General features: G+C 33.2%; 21 protein-coding genes and 1 pseudogene. 8 read left to right on the top strand and 14 right to left on the bottom strand.

What is annotated here, in order from left to right; all coding sequences use genetic code 11:
• A partial coding sequence (locus AB4Y90_RS09760; protein WP_441557276.1) for an N-acetyltransferase occupies positions 1 to 143 on the top strand: 143 nt, incomplete at its 5' end.
• A gap of 208 nt (positions 144 to 351) precedes the next feature.
• Here the strand turns inward: AB4Y90_RS09760 and AB4Y90_RS09755 are convergent.
• Entirely contained in the window at positions 352 to 1,443 is a 1,092-nt protein-coding gene (locus tag AB4Y90_RS09755; protein ID WP_441557275.1) for an MBL fold metallo-hydrolase, read from the bottom strand.
• A gap of 383 nt (positions 1,444 to 1,826) precedes the next feature.
• Here AB4Y90_RS09755 and AB4Y90_RS09750 point away from each other — a divergent pair, with 383 nt between their 5' ends.
• Positions 1,827 to 3,374 (top strand): S41 family peptidase, encoded by a 1,548-nt coding sequence (locus AB4Y90_RS09750; protein WP_441557274.1) that lies wholly within the window; start codon positions 1,827 to 1,829, stop codon positions 3,372 to 3,374.
• 95 nt (positions 3,375 to 3,469) lie between these two features.
• Here AB4Y90_RS09750 and AB4Y90_RS09745 read toward each other — a convergent pair whose 3' ends face one another.
• Positions 3,470 to 4,072, bottom strand: a complete 603-nt coding sequence (locus AB4Y90_RS09745) for a hypothetical protein (RefSeq protein WP_441557272.1) — start codon at positions 4,070 to 4,072, stop codon at positions 3,470 to 3,472.
• Positions 4,073 to 4,191: 119 nt separating this feature from the next.
• A pseudogene (locus AB4Y90_RS09740) lies at positions 4,192 to 4,524 on the bottom strand (RNA polymerase sigma factor); the annotation flags it as partial.
• A 231-nt stretch (positions 4,525 to 4,755) separates the two neighbouring features.
• Here AB4Y90_RS09740 and AB4Y90_RS09735 point away from each other — a divergent pair.
• A complete protein-coding gene (locus AB4Y90_RS09735) occupies positions 4,756 to 5,586 on the top strand; it encodes an alpha/beta fold hydrolase (protein WP_441557271.1) in 831 nt (276 codons plus the stop codon).
• A gap of 99 nt (positions 5,587 to 5,685) precedes the next feature.
• Here the strand turns inward: AB4Y90_RS09735 and AB4Y90_RS09730 are convergent, their stop codons facing one another.
• From AB4Y90_RS09730 to AB4Y90_RS09720, 3 genes are all read right to left on the bottom strand, one after another.
• Positions 5,686 to 7,314 carry an NADP-dependent glyceraldehyde-3-phosphate dehydrogenase gene (locus AB4Y90_RS09730; protein ID WP_441557270.1) on the bottom strand — a complete coding sequence of 543 codons (1,629 nt, stop codon included), beginning with the start codon at positions 7,312 to 7,314 and terminating at the stop codon, positions 5,686 to 5,688.
• 153 nt (positions 7,315 to 7,467) lie between these two features.
• Positions 7,468 to 7,860 carry a DoxX family protein gene (locus AB4Y90_RS09725; protein WP_441557268.1) on the bottom strand — a complete coding sequence of 131 codons (393 nt, stop codon included), beginning with the start codon at positions 7,858 to 7,860 and terminating at the stop codon, positions 7,468 to 7,470.
• A gap of 77 nt (positions 7,861 to 7,937) precedes the next feature.
• Positions 7,938 to 8,540 (bottom strand): hypothetical protein, encoded by a 603-nt coding sequence (locus AB4Y90_RS09720; protein ID WP_441557267.1) that lies wholly within the window; start codon positions 8,538 to 8,540, stop codon positions 7,938 to 7,940.
• Positions 8,541 to 8,724: 184 nt separating this feature from the next.
• Here AB4Y90_RS09720 and AB4Y90_RS09715 point away from each other — a divergent pair, with 184 nt between their 5' ends.
• Together AB4Y90_RS09715 and AB4Y90_RS09710 are read left to right on the top strand one after the other, a co-directional pair.
• Entirely contained in the window at positions 8,725 to 9,963 is a 1,239-nt protein-coding gene (locus tag AB4Y90_RS09715; protein WP_441557266.1) for a family 43 glycosylhydrolase, read from the top strand.
• Positions 9,964 to 10,166: 203 nt separating this feature from the next.
• Positions 10,167 to 10,667, top strand: a complete 501-nt coding sequence (locus AB4Y90_RS09710; RefSeq protein WP_441557264.1) for a hypothetical protein — start codon at positions 10,167 to 10,169, stop codon at positions 10,665 to 10,667.
• A gap of 32 nt (positions 10,668 to 10,699) precedes the next feature.
• Here AB4Y90_RS09710 and AB4Y90_RS09705 read toward each other — a convergent pair whose 3' ends face one another.
• The 6 genes from AB4Y90_RS09705 to AB4Y90_RS09680 all read right to left on the bottom strand — a co-directional run bounded on the left by AB4Y90_RS09705 (position 10,700) and on the right by AB4Y90_RS09680 (position 14,656).
• Complete coding sequence (locus AB4Y90_RS09705; RefSeq protein ID WP_441557263.1) at positions 10,700 to 11,035, bottom strand: hypothetical protein; 336 nt, start codon at positions 11,033 to 11,035, stop codon at positions 10,700 to 10,702.
• Positions 11,036 to 11,173: 138 nt separating this feature from the next.
• Positions 11,174 to 12,136, bottom strand: a complete 963-nt coding sequence (locus AB4Y90_RS09700; protein WP_441557262.1) for a cytochrome-c peroxidase — start codon at positions 12,134 to 12,136, stop codon at positions 11,174 to 11,176.
• A gap of 116 nt (positions 12,137 to 12,252) precedes the next feature.
• Positions 12,253 to 13,011, bottom strand: a complete 759-nt coding sequence (locus AB4Y90_RS09695) for an NAD(P)-binding domain-containing protein (protein ID WP_441557261.1) — start codon at positions 13,009 to 13,011, stop codon at positions 12,253 to 12,255.
• A gap of 15 nt (positions 13,012 to 13,026) precedes the next feature.
• Positions 13,027 to 13,326: a type II toxin-antitoxin system RelE/ParE family toxin gene (locus AB4Y90_RS09690; RefSeq protein ID WP_441557259.1), complete on the bottom strand. Its 300-nt coding sequence runs from the start codon at positions 13,324 to 13,326 to the stop codon at positions 13,027 to 13,029.
• Positions 13,313 to 13,651 (bottom strand): hypothetical protein, encoded by a 339-nt coding sequence (locus tag AB4Y90_RS09685; RefSeq protein WP_441557257.1) that lies wholly within the window; start codon positions 13,649 to 13,651, stop codon positions 13,313 to 13,315. The genes AB4Y90_RS09690 and AB4Y90_RS09685 overlap by 14 nt, the downstream gene beginning before the upstream one ends.
• Positions 13,652 to 13,975: 324 nt before the next feature.
• Complete coding sequence (locus AB4Y90_RS09680; protein WP_441557256.1) at positions 13,976 to 14,656, bottom strand: DUF6261 family protein; 681 nt, start codon at positions 14,654 to 14,656, stop codon at positions 13,976 to 13,978.
• Positions 14,657 to 15,038: 382 nt separating this feature from the next.
• On the opposite strand from AB4Y90_RS09680, the gene AB4Y90_RS09675 reads away from it, so the two are divergent.
• Positions 15,039 to 15,293 (top strand): hypothetical protein, encoded by a 255-nt coding sequence (locus AB4Y90_RS09675; RefSeq protein WP_441557255.1) that lies wholly within the window; start codon positions 15,039 to 15,041, stop codon positions 15,291 to 15,293.
• Between the two features lie 20 nt (positions 15,294 to 15,313).
• Positions 15,314 to 15,805 (top strand): hypothetical protein, encoded by a 492-nt coding sequence (locus AB4Y90_RS09670; RefSeq protein ID WP_441557253.1) that lies wholly within the window; start codon positions 15,314 to 15,316, stop codon positions 15,803 to 15,805.
• A gap of 50 nt (positions 15,806 to 15,855) precedes the next feature.
• Here AB4Y90_RS09670 and AB4Y90_RS09665 read toward each other — a convergent pair whose 3' ends face one another.
• Entirely contained in the window at positions 15,856 to 16,242 is a 387-nt protein-coding gene (locus AB4Y90_RS09665; protein WP_441557251.1) for a hypothetical protein, read from the bottom strand.
• A gap of 186 nt (positions 16,243 to 16,428) precedes the next feature.
• Positions 16,429 to 16,587: a hypothetical protein gene (locus AB4Y90_RS09660; protein WP_441557278.1), complete on the bottom strand. Its 159-nt coding sequence runs from the start codon at positions 16,585 to 16,587 to the stop codon at positions 16,429 to 16,431.
• A 43-nt stretch (positions 16,588 to 16,630) separates the two neighbouring features.
• Here AB4Y90_RS09660 and AB4Y90_RS09655 point away from each other — a divergent pair.
• On the top strand, positions 16,631 to 17,196 hold a 566-nt coding region (locus AB4Y90_RS09655), incomplete at its 3' end, for a hypothetical protein (protein ID WP_441557249.1).

Here is a 17,196-nt window from a genome sequence, read left to right as displayed (position 1 = left end):
GGCATGGTTACGCCAAACTTCTTCTCGACAGACTGGTAAGTTTTGCCGAAGAAAAAGATCTGATGATTGATCCTGAATGCGATTTTGTAAGACAACAACTGGAAAATCATCCGAAAAGATACAAAGGAATCTGGCATGAATAGAAATTTAACTAATATTAAAAAATACCGTTGTCATTTTAATGCAAAGTTTTAAATCTTTAATTTTTTATATTTAAAGTAATGTTAAGCTTGAAAAACGTCACTTAATAAGATCAATTTATTGATAATTCTTAGTTCGCTTTAACTATCAAATTTTAAAAACGGACTTTGCATTAAAGATGGAATATAATATCAGTTAAACTTGTTTAAATTATTCCCACCAATTTTGAAAATGATACGATGTATTGTTTAAGTCTAATTTTTCGCCGATTTTCGGTGTGAGAATCTGCAGATTTTTCTCTTTTCCGAGAGCTGTAACTTTTTGCAAAGGCTCATTCCATGGATGTAAAGCCAAAGCAAACTTTCCTGAATGAACAGGAATAATATTTTTTGCCTGAATATCAATACTCGCCTGAATGACATCTTCAGGCAAAGCGTGGATGTATTTCCAAGCCGGATTGTATTGTCCGTTTTCCATGATGGCAAAATCAAATGGTCCGTATTTTTCACCAATCGTTTTAAAATGCTTGTCATAACCGCTGTCTCCGCCTAAAAACAGTTTCTTGGTAGGAGTTTCAAGAACGTAGGAAGTCCACAACGTTGTATTTCTCTGGAATTTTCTTCCTGAAAAATGTCTTGCCGGAGTAAATGTTATTTTAAAACTATCTTTTAAATTTACTGTTGTGTCCCAATCTTCTTCAATGATCTGATCGTCAGAATATCCCCATCTTTCAAGATGAGCGCCCACTCCTAAAGGCATGATTGCTTTTCCAACTTTTCCACGGATTGCTTTTACCGTTGGAAAATCCAGATGATCATAATGATCGTGTGTAATCACCAGATAATCGATATTCGGAATGTCTTCAGGTTTAAACAAATCTGAACCTTCAAAAGCTTTATTGAAAAATTTAAAAGGAGAGCCAAAAGTGCTTAAAACCGGGTCGATCAGGAAAGAAACGCCATCAGTTTTTATAAAATAAGAAGAATGCCCCATCCAGATAAATACATCTTCATCTGAGGAAATTTTACTTAAATCGGTATGAATTGCAGGAATTGCCTGCAAAGGTTTCAGCAACGGATCTTTTTTGCCAAACAAAAAATCGACCATAACTTTCGGCATAGAAAAACCTTCAGCAATCTGCGGTGTAAAGCTTTGATTCTGAAACTGCTTATCTTTATAGTTCCTGGAACTGAGTATTTTTTCCAGACGTTTTCCTTTTGGTGCTGCACCGAAAACTTCCTGAGACATTACAAAATAAGTGGCTGCAACAAGTACCGCAATCAATATAATTAAATAAACCATTATTAAAATTTGAAATTCAAATGTAAAAAACTTTCTTTAAGTTTACTACTCTCTCATCAATGACGCATGAAAATGAATTTTACTTTTTTCTCTCGTTATTTTGTATGGAAATAATTTTAGAAATTCTATTGAATAATTTTAAACCATTAAGGAACTTAAAATTTTTAAGTGTTTTTAAGTAAAATCAAAGATTTATTTAGCRGAAYKCTTAAAGCGAAGCTCYRCTTAATTTTTCTTTAATCTAATARCTCTTAATGGTTAAAAAATTTAAACAGCTTTTAATAGTTATTAAATAAAATCTTCGCATTTGCGGAAACCAAAAAATACAAAACTTTAAAATCCATGAAAAATAATTAAATTCGTTTATTAAAAAACTACTTCCCTTGAAATATTTCATATTTATTTTAATAATATTAAATTTTGCTTCATGCACTTCTGTAAAACAGTACAATGAGCAGAGATCAAGCATAATTTCTCCTGAAAAACTTCGTCAAGATGTCGATTTTGCCTATCAAAAACTTCAGGAAATGCACCCTAATTTAAACTGGTATATTTCAAAAAAAGAGCTTGATTTTAAATTTGACAGCCTGAAAGCAACCATCAACAAACCTTTAACGCCTACTCAGTTTTATTTTAAATTACAGCCTGTTATTGCTAAGATCCGTGAAGGTCATTTATCTTTAAAAATTCCTGCAAAACGGTTTTCGAAAAAAGAAATTAAAGCCTTAAAAAATAAAAAAGGTCTGTTTGGAAGATTTGAATATCACATAGAAGATGATCATCTGTATTTTATTGAAAATAAAGATTCTATCCAAAATATAAAACCGGGAACAGAGCTTTTAAGCATTAATGACGTTCCTGTTTCAGATTATTTAAAAAAATACCGCGAACTGATAAGCAGCGACGGTTACAATAGTACTTTCTATCGTTATTATTTAAAAGATGTCTTCTTTAATTTTTTTGTTGCCGAAAAAGGAATCATGGACAGCGCAAAAATTGAAACTCTTTACAACGACAAAAAACAAACCCTTGTTTTAAAAAGGGAAAGCAAAAATCAACAGGAAATTGAAAAAGACAAAGCCGATAAAAAGCGAACTCCCGAAAAAAAGGTCAACGATTATGTGGCATCCACAAACTCTTACAACAGGAATTTAAAATTTTTAGATAAAGACAGCACGATCGCTTACATGAAAATTAAAAGTTTCTCAAGATCTTTTGCAGACAAATTTTACAGAGAATCTTTTGCAAAAATCAGGAATGCAGAATCGTCTTACCTCATCATTGATATCCGTGAAAATTATGGCGGCTCTCTGTACGAAATCAACCAGCTCTATTCTTATCTTGCGCCCGAACCTTTTGTTTTGATAAAGCCGTCTCAGCTTACATCAAGGGTAACCCCGCTTAAAACCAATTATTTCAGGAAATCAGATCCGTTGCAATATACTTTAAAGAGCCTGGCTYATCCCGGGTATTTCTTTTACCAGGCCTTAAATGTTTACAAAGGCAAAGACGGTGTTGCTTATTATAAAATGAAAGAAAACAAACCTACAAAGCCTAAAGAAAATGCTTTTAAAGGGAAAATATATGTTTTGATTAATGGCGGAAGCTTTTCGGCATCGTCTATTATTTCTTCTAAATTAAAATTTGATAAACGGGCAATTTTAGTTGGCGAAGAAACCGGCGGCGCAAATGACGGAACGGTTGCCGGATTTTATTCTTATCAAAAACTTCCCAATTCTAAAATAGATTTACCAATCGGACTGCTTTTAATACAGCCCAACATTACTTTTGAAAACACAAAAAAAGGAGTTATCCCCGATGTGGAAATTGAGCAGAACCTTCAGGATATTATCGATCAAAAAGACACACAACTTGATTGGGTGAAAGCAGAAATTGAGAAGGAGAAAGGAGCATTAAAAACTGCAGACTGATGAAAAAATTAATTAAATATTTTGAATTTGTCGAACTTAAAAAGCCCTCAAATTGAGAGCTTTTTATCATTATTTAAAAAAAAATCAATCGGTTATTATTTCTTTTTCAATTCTACCAGAAGATTTTCTATCTGCTGCACATATTTCCCGTAAAAAACTCTGTACCAATACTTTCCTAATAAGAAAAGACCAAAAAGACCAATAGCGAGTGAAGAAATAAGTATGACGGCGATTTTCGTTTCACTTAATGGTATCGGGCGAGGTATAAATTCGATCACAATAATCATCTCACACACCAAAAAAGGAACAAACGAAAGCATAAAAGATAAATAATACTGCTTATTCAGATCAAACTGATACATTAGATCTTTCAGAGAATCAAACGTTTTCATCATAGGATTGCTTATATTATTGTATAATTTAAAAAACTTGCTGAAGAAAAACGAAATCACAATTACCATTGAAAACAGTAACACGGTTAAATAAAATTTAAACTTAAAAGGAGCTTCCGGAACAGGAATCCACACAACGGCAAAGCCGAAAAGTAATATTCCTACGGTAGACCAAAACTCCATCCGCATATTTTTCCTGATTTTTTCAAGCGGAAGATTGATCTTATTGGTTTGTTCGATGCTGATTTCCGGTGTTGCAGCAGAAACATCATCATTCCAGGTATTTTTTAGGTCATCTATATTCATAATGTTTGTTTTTTATTTTTGTTTCGAGTTTCGAGATTCGGGATTCGTGGTTGGAGTTTCGAGGTTCGAGTTTGAATCTTGTATCTCGCAACACGAATCTCATATCTCGCATCCCGCATCTAATTATTATTTAAAATCTCTTTCAGTTTGTTTTTGGCGCGATTCATTTTTACTCTTACATTTCCTTCAGAAATCCCCATTTGATCGGCAATTTCTCTTCCGGAAAAATCTTCCAGGTAATAAAAAATAAATGCCTTATCGATAGGATTCAGTTGATTGATGGCTTTGTACATTTCGGCAAGCTTCTCTTCTTTTTCATGATCGTATTCATCTTGTACAATTTTATAGTTTGAAAAATCTTCATTGGCAATAAAGCTTCTTTTCTTTTCAGATTTAAGGAAAATAATTGCTGTGTTGAGGGCAATTCTGTACAGCCAGGTAGAAAATTCGCTTTCACCTTTCTCTCTGTAGAGTTAGTAAAAATTTAAAACAAATGTTACAATATTTTTTATTTTTCTTTAATAAAACTGTTAATTTCTTATTGGTGCGTCTTGAAAAAACCYTATCCAAATTATTTTTAAAATTAATATAACCTTGACAAGATTTGTAAACAAAATAATATTTAAAGACGTTCGTGGCGCAAAATTTGTGTTTTATGCTGAACATCACAAAAAAATATTAATATGCCTTACCTTACAAAACAAGACAGCAAAGATTTTGAGCTTTATTACGAAGATTTCGGTTCCGGACAGCCGATTATACTTATTCACGGTTGGCCGTTGAGCGGAAAATCTTGGGAACTCCAGGTTCCTGTTCTTTTAGATTTAGGATACCGGGTTATTACTTACGACAGAAAAGGTTTCGGAAAGTCTTCTCCAACGTTAGACGGTTATGATTATAACGGTTTAGCTGCAGATTTACACGAGCTTATTGCTCAATTAGATTTAAAAAACGTTATTCTTTTCGGATTTTCGATGGGTGGCGGTGAAGTTGTACGTTACTTAACCAATTACGGTTCAGAAAATGTAGATAAAGTAGCCCTCATTTCTTCGATCATTCCGTTGGTAAAACAGAAGGACGATAATCCGCATGGTGTTTCTGAAGAAGAACTGTACGGAATTTTAACGAGCTTAAGAACCGACCGCGTCACTTTCCTGGAAAGCTTTCATAAAAATTTCTACAATTACGGATTACTTTCCCAGAAAGTCAGCCAGAAACAGCTGGATTTTGACTGGAGTATCGCATCTTGCGCCTCTCCTATTGCAACTATAAAATGTGCTGAAAGCTGGGCAAATACAGACTTCAGACCAGAATTGGCCAATGTAAATGTAAAAACCTTAATCGTACATGGTGACGATGACCAGATTGTACCGATAGAAACTGCAGGAAAACAAGCTGCAGCAGGAATTGCAGATAATGATTTCGTTATTGTTGAAGGCGCTCCGCATGGTTTGAATGTTACTCATGCAGAACATTTAAATGAAATTTTAACCAAATTTCTCACCAACAACTAAACTCTTTTTTTATATAAGTTTGATCTTAAGTGATCAAAAAAACCGCAATAAAAAATATTATTGCGGTTTTATTTTATCTAAAAGTTTTAAAATTTAATTTTAAAAAATATAATCTGTACTCAAAAAATTAGAATCGTGATCTCTTACAATGGTATTCAGCAATTCTTTGTTAGAATCTGTAATTTTTGCAGCAACTAAAGAACGGATAGAGAACGAGCGAAGCGCATCAAAAACAGAAAGCGTACCTTCTGCAGAATCTTTCCGCCCTGTAAAAGGGAAAACATCGGGTCCGCGTTGAGCCTGACAATTGATATTCACACGGCTTACCAGATTTACAAAAGAGTCGATCAATTTCGAAACTTCCATTGCATCTTCACTGAAAATACTCACCTGCATTCCGTGTGATGCATTTACCTGATAATCGACCGGCTCTTCAATATCATCAAACGGAACAACAGGAATTACCGGACCAAATTGTTCCTCATGATATAATTTCATTTCATTATTTACAGGATATACAACTGCCGGAAAAACAAAAGACTCTTCTGTAAAACCTCCATTTTCATTGAGAACCTGAGCGCCTTTTGACAAAGCATCATCAATGCATTCTTTTAAATAAGGTGGCTTGTTAACTTCCGGAAGCGGTGTGATTTTCACTTCTTTTTCCCACGGAAGTCCGGGTTTCATTTTAGCAACGGCTTCTGTTAATTTTCGTGTAAATTCTTCTGCAATATCTTTTTGTACGAAAATTAATTTTAAAGCCGTACATCTTTGTCCGTTAAAAGAAAGTGCTCCTAAAATACATTCGCTTACCGCAACATCAAGGTCTGCATTTTTAGTAACGATCGCTGCATTTTTTGCATCTAAACTTAAAATCGCTCTTAAACGGTTGACTTTCGGATGCAGTTTTTTCAATCCGTTCGCTACTTTACTTGAACCGATGAATGCTAAAACATTTATTTTTCCACTTTCCATGATCGGAGTGATAATTTCTGAGCCCTTTCCATATAATGTGTTGACCGTACCTTTTGGAAACGCTTCCTGAAAAGCTTTTAGTAAAGGATAATGTGCTAAAACTCCATGCTTCGGAAGTTTAAACAGGATTGTATTTCCCATAATCAAAGCAGGAATTAATGTGGTGAAAATTTCGTTTAAAGGATAATTAAAAGGTCCCATACTCAAAACTACACCAAGAGGCGCTCTTCTTATTTGAGCAATCGTACCTTCAGCCTGCTGAAAACGTGAAGATTCCCGGTCGAGATCTTTTAATGCATCAATGGTTTGGTTGATATAATCTACGGTTCTGTCAAATTCTTTGGTAGAGTCAGGCAACGTTTTTCCGATTTCCCACATCAGTAATTTGATGATTAAATCTCGTTCTTTAATCATTAGGTAAACAAATTTCTGCATGCATTTTATTCTTCCCTCCACAGACATTGTCGGCCATTCTCCCAACCCGTTATCATAAGCTTTTACCGAAGCTTCCAAAACTTCCATCGCTTCTTTTACCCCGATATTCGGAATGCTGCCCAATAGTTTTCTTTCTAAACCGTTTTCTGTTTTTATGCAGACCGGCGAATAAATTTGGGTAACATCGCCGTTCCATTTTACCAGTTCTCCGTTGAGGAGATATTCCCGTTGGTGGATTTCGGGAACTTTATATTCTTCAGGAATTTCGTTTTCAGATTTAAACAGGTTATGGAATGATGCTTCATTTGCTGAATTCATAAATTGTATGTTTTAATAGTTTGGAATTTAAAGAATAAAGTTAGCCGTAAAATTTCGTTTTAATGAACAGTGACTAATAGATTTACTCTATCTGATGGGTATTTTAATGAAAATTAATATAAACAGAAACTCAGCTTATTTGCTGAGTTCAATTTAATTTCTATTTCCTGTGGATTTTAATGCCCAGAAAACAAGTAATGGCTGCATAAATAATCGGGCTAATCTTTTTCCGTCGGTATTTAAACCAAAGCCGTTCCGGTTGTTTTTGTATTGTGAAATATTTCCGGGAAAAACGGCAGTAAAAAACGCGCCTGCAATTTTACCAACAGTTGACTCATACTTTTTAGGAGTTGCAATAATGACGGTTCCTAACGCAATTTCAGCAATACCTGAGTAAACAACAGTATCGTCTTTCTTGAGCGGAACCCAATCGGGAACCTGCGCCTGAAATTCTTTTCTGGCAAATGTGAGATGACCGATCCCTGCTGTAATCAGCATGGCTCCAAGTCCGTATTTTGCAATGGTTTTAATGGTGTCTGATTTCATAATGCATATATTTTGTGATGCAATAATGAAGTCAATAATGATTCCAATCGTGGCTTATTTTTCTTAAAAAATGTTATTTATAAATTATTTTTTTTTCTAAAACTTTTTTTCGTAGTGATAACAATTACCCCATTGCTTCCCTTTTTACCATAAGCCGCAGTTGCCTGAATGCCTTTATAGACTTTCATTTTCTTGATCTTTGTAATGTCAAAATCTTTCATGGTTTTAGCTTCCACAGTTTTGCCATCAATTATCCATAAAGGCTCATAGTTTCCCTGAATGGATGAAGGTGCACCTCGTCCCATCAACGGCTTTGAATAAGGGATACCGCCACCCGGGTTAATATTTACATGAGACTGGAGAGCCGTACTTTTTATCGTATCATTTTCCTGTGCATTTACCGAAACAATTCCGCCGGCTGTTAAGATAAAACCAATGGCAAACTTTGAAAAAAGCGAGTTGATTACCGAGTACTGCATATTTCGGTTAAGTTGTGATTCATAAAAATTTCCGCAGATGTTCTCAGATGAAGGATCTGAAAAATAATCTAATATTTCATCATCAGAATCTTTTGTAAAATCTCTTACTGTTTTTGAACAAACCGCACAAAATCTTCCTTTTTCCTGCGGAGTCATCTTTTCCCAGTTTTCATGACACGGCTTTTGTATCGTAATTTTCATAGTATCTTTTATTATTAAAGATGTTTTGTTTGATAAAAAGGTTGGAAATAATTTTAATTTTTTATATAAATATTTTGTGGACGTTCACACAACATGAATCCGCAGGATACTCTTCTTAAAAATGATGAAGATATTTGTTTTAAACCAATGAGTAGAAAATTTACTCTCATTAAAACAAATAATCATGAAGAAAGCTTCATTTCTTTTATACGCTTTTGTAGCAGTTTTCGCAGGACAATCTGCGAAGGCACAACAAACTTATACTCCTTCTGCAAAAGATACTATTTGGGCAAAACAGTTTCTGGCGATCAGTGGCCCCGGAAAGGAAGTGTCGGGTGACGGTCATGGTGGATGGCGAAGCGGAACAGACGGTGTACGTTACAAAGGAGAACATCCAAGACCTGAATACAATCTAAATTTTGACGGAATCGCTAAAGGAACGGCCGTCGAAAAAGGGTTGCTTCCACCTATTAAACCTGCTTTAGAACTGCATTTACGCGACAGCGTGATTACTTTGGGTGGCGATGGTAATTATTATCTGACAGGTTCTTCAGGCGACAATATTTGGGCGTATACAGCAGGAGTAGAATTGTGGAAATCTAAAGATCTGAAAAAGTGGGATTATGTAGGGTTGGTTTGGGATATTGATAAAGAGGCAGAAGATTGGGTAAAAGCTTGGCGTCAACATCCGAAAAGAGCAGTGAGAGCAGTTTGGGCTCCGGAAATTCATTATATTAAAAACAATTATTATATCTGTTTCAGTATGTGTCCTGATGGAATCGGGATTCTGAAAAGTACAACCGGAAAACCTGAAGGTCCTTACGTGAATGCTTTTGAAGAAAAAGGTTCAATTGCACAGGGAATTGATCCGACCTTGTTTGAAGATGAAGACGGGAAAGTCTACTTCACTTATGGAGCAGCAAAGGAAATTGTACAACTGAAAGATGATCTCAGCGGTTTTGCCGGACCTTTCAGGAAAGTTAATTTTACAGATTATGATACCGATCCTTCTCACCACGCACCAAAATGTGAAGCCAGAGGAATGGACGATCTTGGTCACGAAGGCGCTGTTTTGTTCAAAAGAAACGGAAAATATTATTTGGGAGCTGCCGATAATTATGAAACAAGATATTCTACCTGTTTAGCGGTTTCTGATAATCTTTACGGTCCTTACGAACATCGCCACGAGTCTGTTCCTACAGCAGGCGGAACCGGTTTCTTTAAAGATAAGAAAGGAAATTGGTGGAGTACTTATTTCGGTAACGATTCACAAGTGCAGTTTCGGGAAAAAGTAGGTTTAATAAAAGTTGATTTTACCAAATCGGGCAAGGTAATTCCTGCAAAAAAACAACCTTTTGTCGATAAGAAAAATAATAAAGAATGGAAAAAGAAGTGGGACAAAGTTTGGAAATCTGTAAAGTAATTTTAAAATATAAATCTGTGTAGAAATCGGTTTTTGTTTTTTTAATTAAAGATAATAGACTTATAATCTGTTGTTTAATATTTTAAAACATTAATTGTAATGATAAAACTACAGTTAAAATCAGCAGTAATGATATTTAATTTGAAATTAGTTTTTATGTTTTTTATCTTTGAAAAATAAAGCACACTGAAAATATAATTTAAATGAAAGAAGAAAATCTGAATAAGCTGAATGCCCTGTTTTCAAACTTAAAAACGGAAGAACAAAAGCTGAAGGAAAGCCTCGAAAAGAAGAAAAGCGAAGACGACCTGTTTATTGAAGGCTTTAAAATACTGTGTAAAAAATTCATCGACCCTAAAATGCAGGAATTCAGAAGAATGCTGAGAGAAAACGGATTTGGCTGTAAGATTTCGTTTAACGAGGAAATTAAAAATGGTTTGGGCATTAATTCTCAAACCAACATCAAGCTTCAGATTTCAAGAAATGTGGATTCTAATTTTTATGCCAATGATAAATTTCCGCATATCATGTTTGTTGCCGATAAAAATTTAAAAAGAATCGTTGTGCATCAGGATAATATTTTCCAAAACGGAACAGGAACCGCTGCTTTAAAAGAGCAAACCTACACTCTTGAAAACCTTAGTGAAGATGATATAGAAAAAGAAATTCTGGAATCTGTTGAAAATATTTTAATGAATAAATAAGAATAAAACCTGCATTGCTGCGGGTTTTTACTTTAATCTCCGTCACCACCAATACTGTTAAATTCTTTTGTAGAATAATGCAGGAAAAGTAAAATCAATAAATCGTCAACTAAATCATCTGCTTTTATTTCTAAAACAGTTTCTTTGGTTTGTTTTTTTACGTATTCTACAATCTCAACAAGCAATTTTCCTTTTTCAAAAAGCTGATTGATTTTAGCCAGCTTAAAGTAGTATATTCTTACATTCTGCCCAGATTTGATGATTCTGTCTTTTGCCAGATCAGTAAAATAGATAATTTGTTTTGCAAAGCTCAACTCAATATCATTTTTCAGAAAACCTACGTTTTTTATTTCGTAAGTACGCGACAAATATTCTATCGAATGCTATATCTTAAACCAACTGCTTTTATCAATAATTTTTCCAATTAACTGTTGTCTTTCATTACCCAGAAGAATATCTTTTTTGAAATAATGAGCTGTATAATTTTTCAAAATGTAATAATTATATTATTTAAACTTTTTATATTCCTCATTAGAAACCAAAATAGAATCGTTCAAAGCAGCTAAAAAAGCGAGCAGATCTTCTTTTTCTTTTGTATTAAAAATAATCGGTTTTTCAAGTTGTCTGGCTAGATTAGGATTTTTTTCAATCCCTTTTTCGTAATGTTCCAAAACTTCATACAATGTTTTAAATCTTCCGTCATGCATATAAGGATAAGTGTAAGCAAGATTTCTCAGGCTTGGAATTTTAAACATCATTTTATCGGCAGGCTCAAATGTTTTGTTCCATTTTCCGTAATCTTTAAGTTCGGAATTATAGGATAGTCCGTTATTCGCAAATTCATACGTTGAAAACAAGGGTTCCTGATGACATGAGCTGCAATTTTGTTTAAATAATTGGTAACCGTTATTTTCCGATGGAGTGAATTTCGCTTTGCCCTGTTTTACCTGATCGTATTTAGAATGAGCCGAAACAATCGTCAGCTGAAACTGTGAAAGTGCCTTCATCAGACGTTCGGAAGTCGCCAAACTATCGCCGAAACTTCTGTAAAAAAGTGTTTTATATTCTTTAGATTTATTGAGTTTTCTCACCACAGCATTAATATCCTCTCCCATCTCTGCAGGATGATTGATTGGCGCTAAAGCTTGAACATCAATATTTACCACAGAGCCATCCCACATAAACGTTTTTTGCCACGCCAGATTGAAAATTGCCGGAGAATTTCTGTCACCAATTCCATTTTCAATGCCTTTGCTTAAATGATTTCCGGCATGCGAAAAAGCATGATCAGGCAAATGACAAGACGAACAGGAAATTGTATTGTCTCTCGATAAAACGGGATCGTAAAACAATTTCCGTCCCAATTCTACCGTCGAAGATTTCAACGGATTTTTCTTAAAATCATACACCGGTTTCGGAAAATGATCCGGGTAAATCAATTGTAGATCGTGAAGACTGTAAAAAGCCATCAGAATAAATAATGAAAGAAAAATGAACGGTTTAAATTTAAAACTCACACGAAAAGTAGATTAAAAACAATTGATCTTTATATTGAAGCATTATTAAATTACTGAGAAATAATTAATTACACATGAAAATATCTCGGATCCGGATATTGAAACTCAAAATCCAATTCATCAATTAATTTTGCAGGAGAAATTGTTCTTCCAATTTCTGCTCTCTCACCGGAATAAGGCAAATCTTTCTGAGCATTAATCACCTCTTCTTTGTTTGGATGAATTGGTGCAACTACATTATAAACTTTAGATTCAGAATTATTATCAAGCATTTTTTCAACAACCGAACAAATATCTGCGTAATGAATATGGTTTACCAAAAGATCCAGACCTGAAATATTATAATTCTTTAAAAGCCGCTGATCTCCCATCAATCCGGCCAATCTTAGAATATTGGTTTGAGGGAATTTATCTAAAATAAAGCTTTCACTTTCTACTTCTTGCGCAGGTTGATCATCTTCGGTAAAATCTTTGTCGGTCTGAGGATAAACTCCCGTTGAACTCATCAAAAATAGTTGACTTTTATAATTTCCAAGAAATTTCAGAAGATTGTGCTGCTTTTCTTTCATCGAGATTTGCGCTCCTCTGATTCCGGAAAACGGAACGGTAATGATGACAGCATCCAGTTGTGGCAAAACATCCCATTCTTCGATAGCTTCTATTGAATGATCAGGGAAATCAGCCAAAGTTGGGTGATATCCTTTTGATTGTAATTCTTCTATTTTAGATTCGGATGTTGTGGTTGCAAAAATCTCATATTGACCGGAGAGTCTTTCCGCAATGTGATTTCCGAGCCAGCCACAACCAATGATTCCTAGTTTTTTCATGTTTAGTTTTGAGTATTATTTCAGAGATTCGTAATTTTCATCAGGATCCTGAAAGTTTTGGAGGATACGAACAATATTGATTAAATCATTCTGAACGTCATAAATAATAGTATTATGCTTAGTTAAAAGAAATTTTCTAAAACGAGTATTTTCATACTTTTCAAAAAGCACATTTCCCATTTCCAAAATTTCAATTGCATCTATTAATTTAACATAAAAATCGTCCGCTACTTTTTCGTTCCATTTATTGATAAGAYATTCTTCAATTTTAATTAAATCTAATTTTGCATCTGACGAAATTTCAACCTTTGGCATCTTTCAGAATTTTAAGTCTTTCTCTTCTTTCGTTGACAAAATCATAAAAATTTGTTGTTTGTCCATTCTTGATTTCTTCCTCTGCTCTTTTCAAAGATTCCAGAATTTCTTCTTTCGTTTCGTTTCGCCATTGTTTGGGTTCGATGGTTTTTGAAATGATTAAAAGCTCTTCAGGAGTAAATCTTTTTTCCTTTAGTTTTTTAAAAAAAGTAGGTTTTTTGATTCCTGATTTCTCAATAATATAAGACATTTTGAAAGGAGAATTTTTCAGAATCTCATCAATATTATTCTGGATCTCGATGTATTTTTCTATTTCTGCTACCATGTCTTTGAAATTTTAGATTCTAAATTTTAGATTTTAAATTAATAAAAAAAGACACTTTTTGTCTCATTTATTGATACAAATATAATCAATATTTTACACCAATCAGATAGCTACTCAAAAAATTTGTCATACATATCATTATGAATGAAAGAATGTGGAATGAAGAATCTCAGAGATTCCCCGACTCCTCGGAAATCGAAGATTCGACATAGCAATGACATTTTTTTAGATTGAGTTATATCATTTATTCTACACACATTTTTCATCCTTAGAAAATATTTAAATAAAACTCAGCAATTTGCCGAGTCATATTGCATAGATTAATTATTTAACATCTGAATTTTTCGCTGCTTTTACCAGCTCGTTCGTATCGGTGTAGAGCATTTCCCAACCTGTAACGTCTTTCATAACGGTCAACAGATTAAGATACGCTTTCAGGTTTTTCTCCAGATCTTTGCGGATGGCAGATGCACTTGTCATGTTTCGAAGGTCTGCATTGGCTTCCGCCTGATCAGCAAATACCGCTTCAAAATCTTCATGCTTTGTTTTCATTTCCGTAAAAGCAGGATTAAGGAAAAGAAGAGCTATTTTCTGTTGATTTTCCTGACTTTCCAAAGCTTCAATCAGCTTTTTCATCTGAGCGGTTTGGGATGAATAGCTCAATCGGTCAAGATTTAGTCCGAAAGTTTTGAATACGTTATATAAATCCACCGCAAACTGATAATTAGGAACAGAAGAAAGCTTTCGGTAACCGTTGAGAAAAGCTTTCAGATTGGTGTAAGCCACATCCCTTTCGTGGTCTGCCGTGGCAACATCTTTTCCTTTTCCGCTGTAGATCTGTTTGGTATACACCTGATCGTATTCGGTGTAGGAAGTCTGCAAAGTCGCAGTAAGCGGATGGTTGGAAATCACAGGATATTTTCCTGACTGAATGTTTGAAATAATTCTCTGAGCCAAAGTCGCAAGATCTTTGGTGCTCAATCTCACTAATGAAATTTTCATCATTTAAATGTGTTTTAATTATTAATAATGTATTAATTACTCAAAACAAATATAAATAATTCTGCATTTAGTTTAAAACATTTTGTGGGAAATAAAATGCAACCGCCTGAAGTTCTCCGCAACTTGTGGGAGACTTCCTGCAATTGAAGGAGGTTACAAACAAGTTGTTCTAAACAAAATGCAGTTGCAGGAAGTTTGTTTTAAGGTTGTTTGTGAGGTTATGCGGATGCGGGTGATTTTGATTGAAACTGTTAATATTTTGATAATGTACTCAGCTAGCATAAGCTTCAGGATCATCCATAAAATTATATAGATAAACATATAATTTCTAAAGAGATTTGCTGATTACATTTTGTTACGCTATTTTTGGGGGAAACTTAAAACTATGACCGAAAAATTAACTGAAGAAATTGGAAAAATTACCGGCACAGCAAAGACATTCACAGATGAGGCAGGAAAAGTAGTTCTTGATCGTTTTAGAAATCCTTACATTCTAACTTTTTTAATCTCTTGGATTCTTTTTAATTGGAAACCTATTTCATTTTTTATATTTTCTAAAGGTAATGTTGAATACAAAATTAAATTTATAATACTTCATTATTCTCATAGCTCACATTACTTTTTTTTCCTTTTGGAATAACTATTCTCTATTTATTTGCTTTGCCATATTTAAATCAAGCAAATGAATATTTTCTTCAAAAGTCTTTTAAACACCGAGCTAATTTTGAGGAATATGAAGAAAAGCTAAAAAACGAGAGAGATGATCGACAAAAAATCATTGACGATAATGAGGTGAATCAGAGAGAATATATACTTCAATTAAATAATGTAAAAAGTTCAATTGAAATGTATAAAAATGATAGTGATTACACAAAAAACAAATACAACTCTGTAAAACATGATTTAGAAGTCGAAAAATTTGTTGTTAGTAGATATAGAAATCCTAAATCTAAAGTTTTATCAACTGTGGATTCAGATATACTCGAACATTTCAATGATTTAAATGAAATAAGATTTTTTGATTTGCAAAGAAGGCAAATGATATCCAAACATGAAGCTTTTGAATTACTTTACGACAAGGAAATGGATATAAATACAACAGAATATGAAGTTAAAAAATCTATCGGTATAATGAATAGTGTTATAAAATAAGAATTCATATAGTGTTAATATTAAAATACCTTCCAAATTAAGCGGTATTTTTAATTGATGACAATCTTACAGTCAAATGGAAAATTAACACTCACAATAACATCTCCGTTTGGTTGTAAATCAATTTGGACAACAACTTTTAAATATTTCCCATTTTCGGATTTGTATACAGTTGTACTTGGGTGCCTGATACCATGCTTAGTTTTTGTAATAACAATTGAATACCCCTCAGAACTCATTTGCCAATCTGAGCGATTATAATTCTTTATGTAATCAGAACTAATAAAAAAAGGTATAAGACCTGAAATTAGACCTGATAAAATTATAAACAATGAGATAAGACTAAATTTTCCTTCCCCTAACCATTGGTAAATTCCTAAAACGGAACCTGAGACAACGCAAATGATGCAAATAAGAATTAATATTTGATTCTTCATATAGTATGTTTTAATATTAATAATATAAAGAAAAAAAAACAAAAAGTCAAATTATTGATTTAAATTTTTAAAAATTTCTTCCTCTACAAATTTCTATATATGTAAATTAAAATAAAGTACTATTATGGCACTATCAGAAAAGAGAAAACCTGCCTCAMAGCAGGTTTTTTTCATATCTAAAAAGTTTTAAAACAAACTCTCATCCACAAAATTCGGTAACGTCACTTTCAAATTCGGTTCTGCTTCCATAGCTCTTTTAATGGCGAAAACAGCACCTTCATTTCTTGCCCAGCTTTCTATTTTAAGATTTCGCATTAATTTATATTCTATTCGTTTGTCTTGCATCTTATCAATATTTTTTGCTTTATTTGAAATAATAAATTTTTATATGTTACTAAGACAAGTTCTGTTTATTTTAGTTTTAATCAGCGTAAAGAGTTTTTCGCAGAATTACGACTCTATTCATTTTGAAAATATTCTAAAAACAACTCCTGCTAAAGATTTATTTCTAAAGAAAATAATCGCAAAGGATAAGATAATTTACAACGATGAAAATGATCAAAACATAAAATATAATGCCAGTGAAGCTCTGGATAAATATAAAAGCACACGATATGCTTCACAGATTGATTTAAAAATAAAGAAAAACGATAAACTAATAAAAATAGGTAAAGGGTTCGGAATTGATCTTTATACAGAAAGCGAAAAAGTATTTACTTACGATATCTTAAATTTTAATCACTTTATTCTATTTTCAAATAATAAAAATCAAATTATCGCATATAAATTATTTAACAGTAACGAAAAAGAAAGTACTATTGAAAAATTTATAGAACAATATTCAAAGCTTTATAAAAATGATGTCATAAGTAATGATGGAGAAAAACAATACTACTTTTATATGAATGACAGAACAGTAAAATTAATTGTTAATAAGGATACAGGTGTCTCTTC

Source organism: Chryseobacterium sp. 2TAF14 (assembly GCF_052115105.1).
Lineage (GTDB): Bacteria > Bacteroidota > Bacteroidia > Flavobacteriales > Weeksellaceae > Chryseobacterium.
This window is presented reverse-complemented; position numbering and strand designations above follow the sequence as displayed.

Coding starts and splice junctions, on each gene's coding strand:
- AB4Y90_RS09730 (WP_441557270.1), bottom strand. CDS start 7,314: ATGAATTCAGCAAATGAAGCATCATTCCATAACCTGTTTAAATCTGAA.
- AB4Y90_RS09720 (WP_441557267.1), bottom strand. CDS start 8,540: ATGAAAATTACGATACAAAAGCCGTGTCATGAAAACTGGGAAAAGATG.
- AB4Y90_RS09745 (WP_441557272.1), bottom strand. CDS start 4,072: ATGAATATAGATGACCTAAAAAATACCTGGAATGATGATGTTTCTGCT.
- AB4Y90_RS09665 (WP_441557251.1), bottom strand. CDS start 16,242: ATGAAGAATCAAATATTAATTCTTATTTGCATCATTTGCGTTGTCTCA.
- AB4Y90_RS09735 (WP_441557271.1), top strand. CDS start 4,756: ATGCCTTACCTTACAAAACAAGACAGCAAAGATTTTGAGCTTTATTAC.
- AB4Y90_RS09680 (WP_441557256.1), bottom strand. CDS start 14,656: ATGATGAAAATTTCATTAGTGAGATTGAGCACCAAAGATCTTGCGACT.
- AB4Y90_RS09715 (WP_441557266.1), top strand. CDS start 8,725: ATGAAGAAAGCTTCATTTCTTTTATACGCTTTTGTAGCAGTTTTCGCA.
- AB4Y90_RS09685 (WP_441557257.1), bottom strand. CDS start 13,651: ATGGTAGCAGAAATAGAAAAATACATCGAGATCCAGAATAATATTGAT.
- AB4Y90_RS09725 (WP_441557268.1), bottom strand. CDS start 7,860: ATGAAATCAGACACCATTAAAACCATTGCAAAATACGGACTTGGAGCC.
- AB4Y90_RS09755 (WP_441557275.1), bottom strand. CDS start 1,443: ATGGTTTATTTAATTATATTGATTGCGGTACTTGTTGCAGCCACTTAT.
- AB4Y90_RS09700 (WP_441557262.1), bottom strand. CDS start 12,136: ATGGCTTTTTACAGTCTTCACGATCTACAATTGATTTACCCGGATCAT.
- AB4Y90_RS09710 (WP_441557264.1), top strand. CDS start 10,167: ATGAAAGAAGAAAATCTGAATAAGCTGAATGCCCTGTTTTCAAACTTA.
- AB4Y90_RS09660 (WP_441557278.1), bottom strand. CDS start 16,587: ATGCAAGACAAACGAATAGAATATAAATTAATGCGAAATCTTAAAATA.
- AB4Y90_RS09695 (WP_441557261.1), bottom strand. CDS start 13,011: ATGAAAAAACTAGGAATCATTGGTTGTGGCTGGCTCGGAAATCACATT.
- AB4Y90_RS09675 (WP_441557255.1), top strand. CDS start 15,039: ATGACCGAAAAATTAACTGAAGAAATTGGAAAAATTACCGGCACAGCA.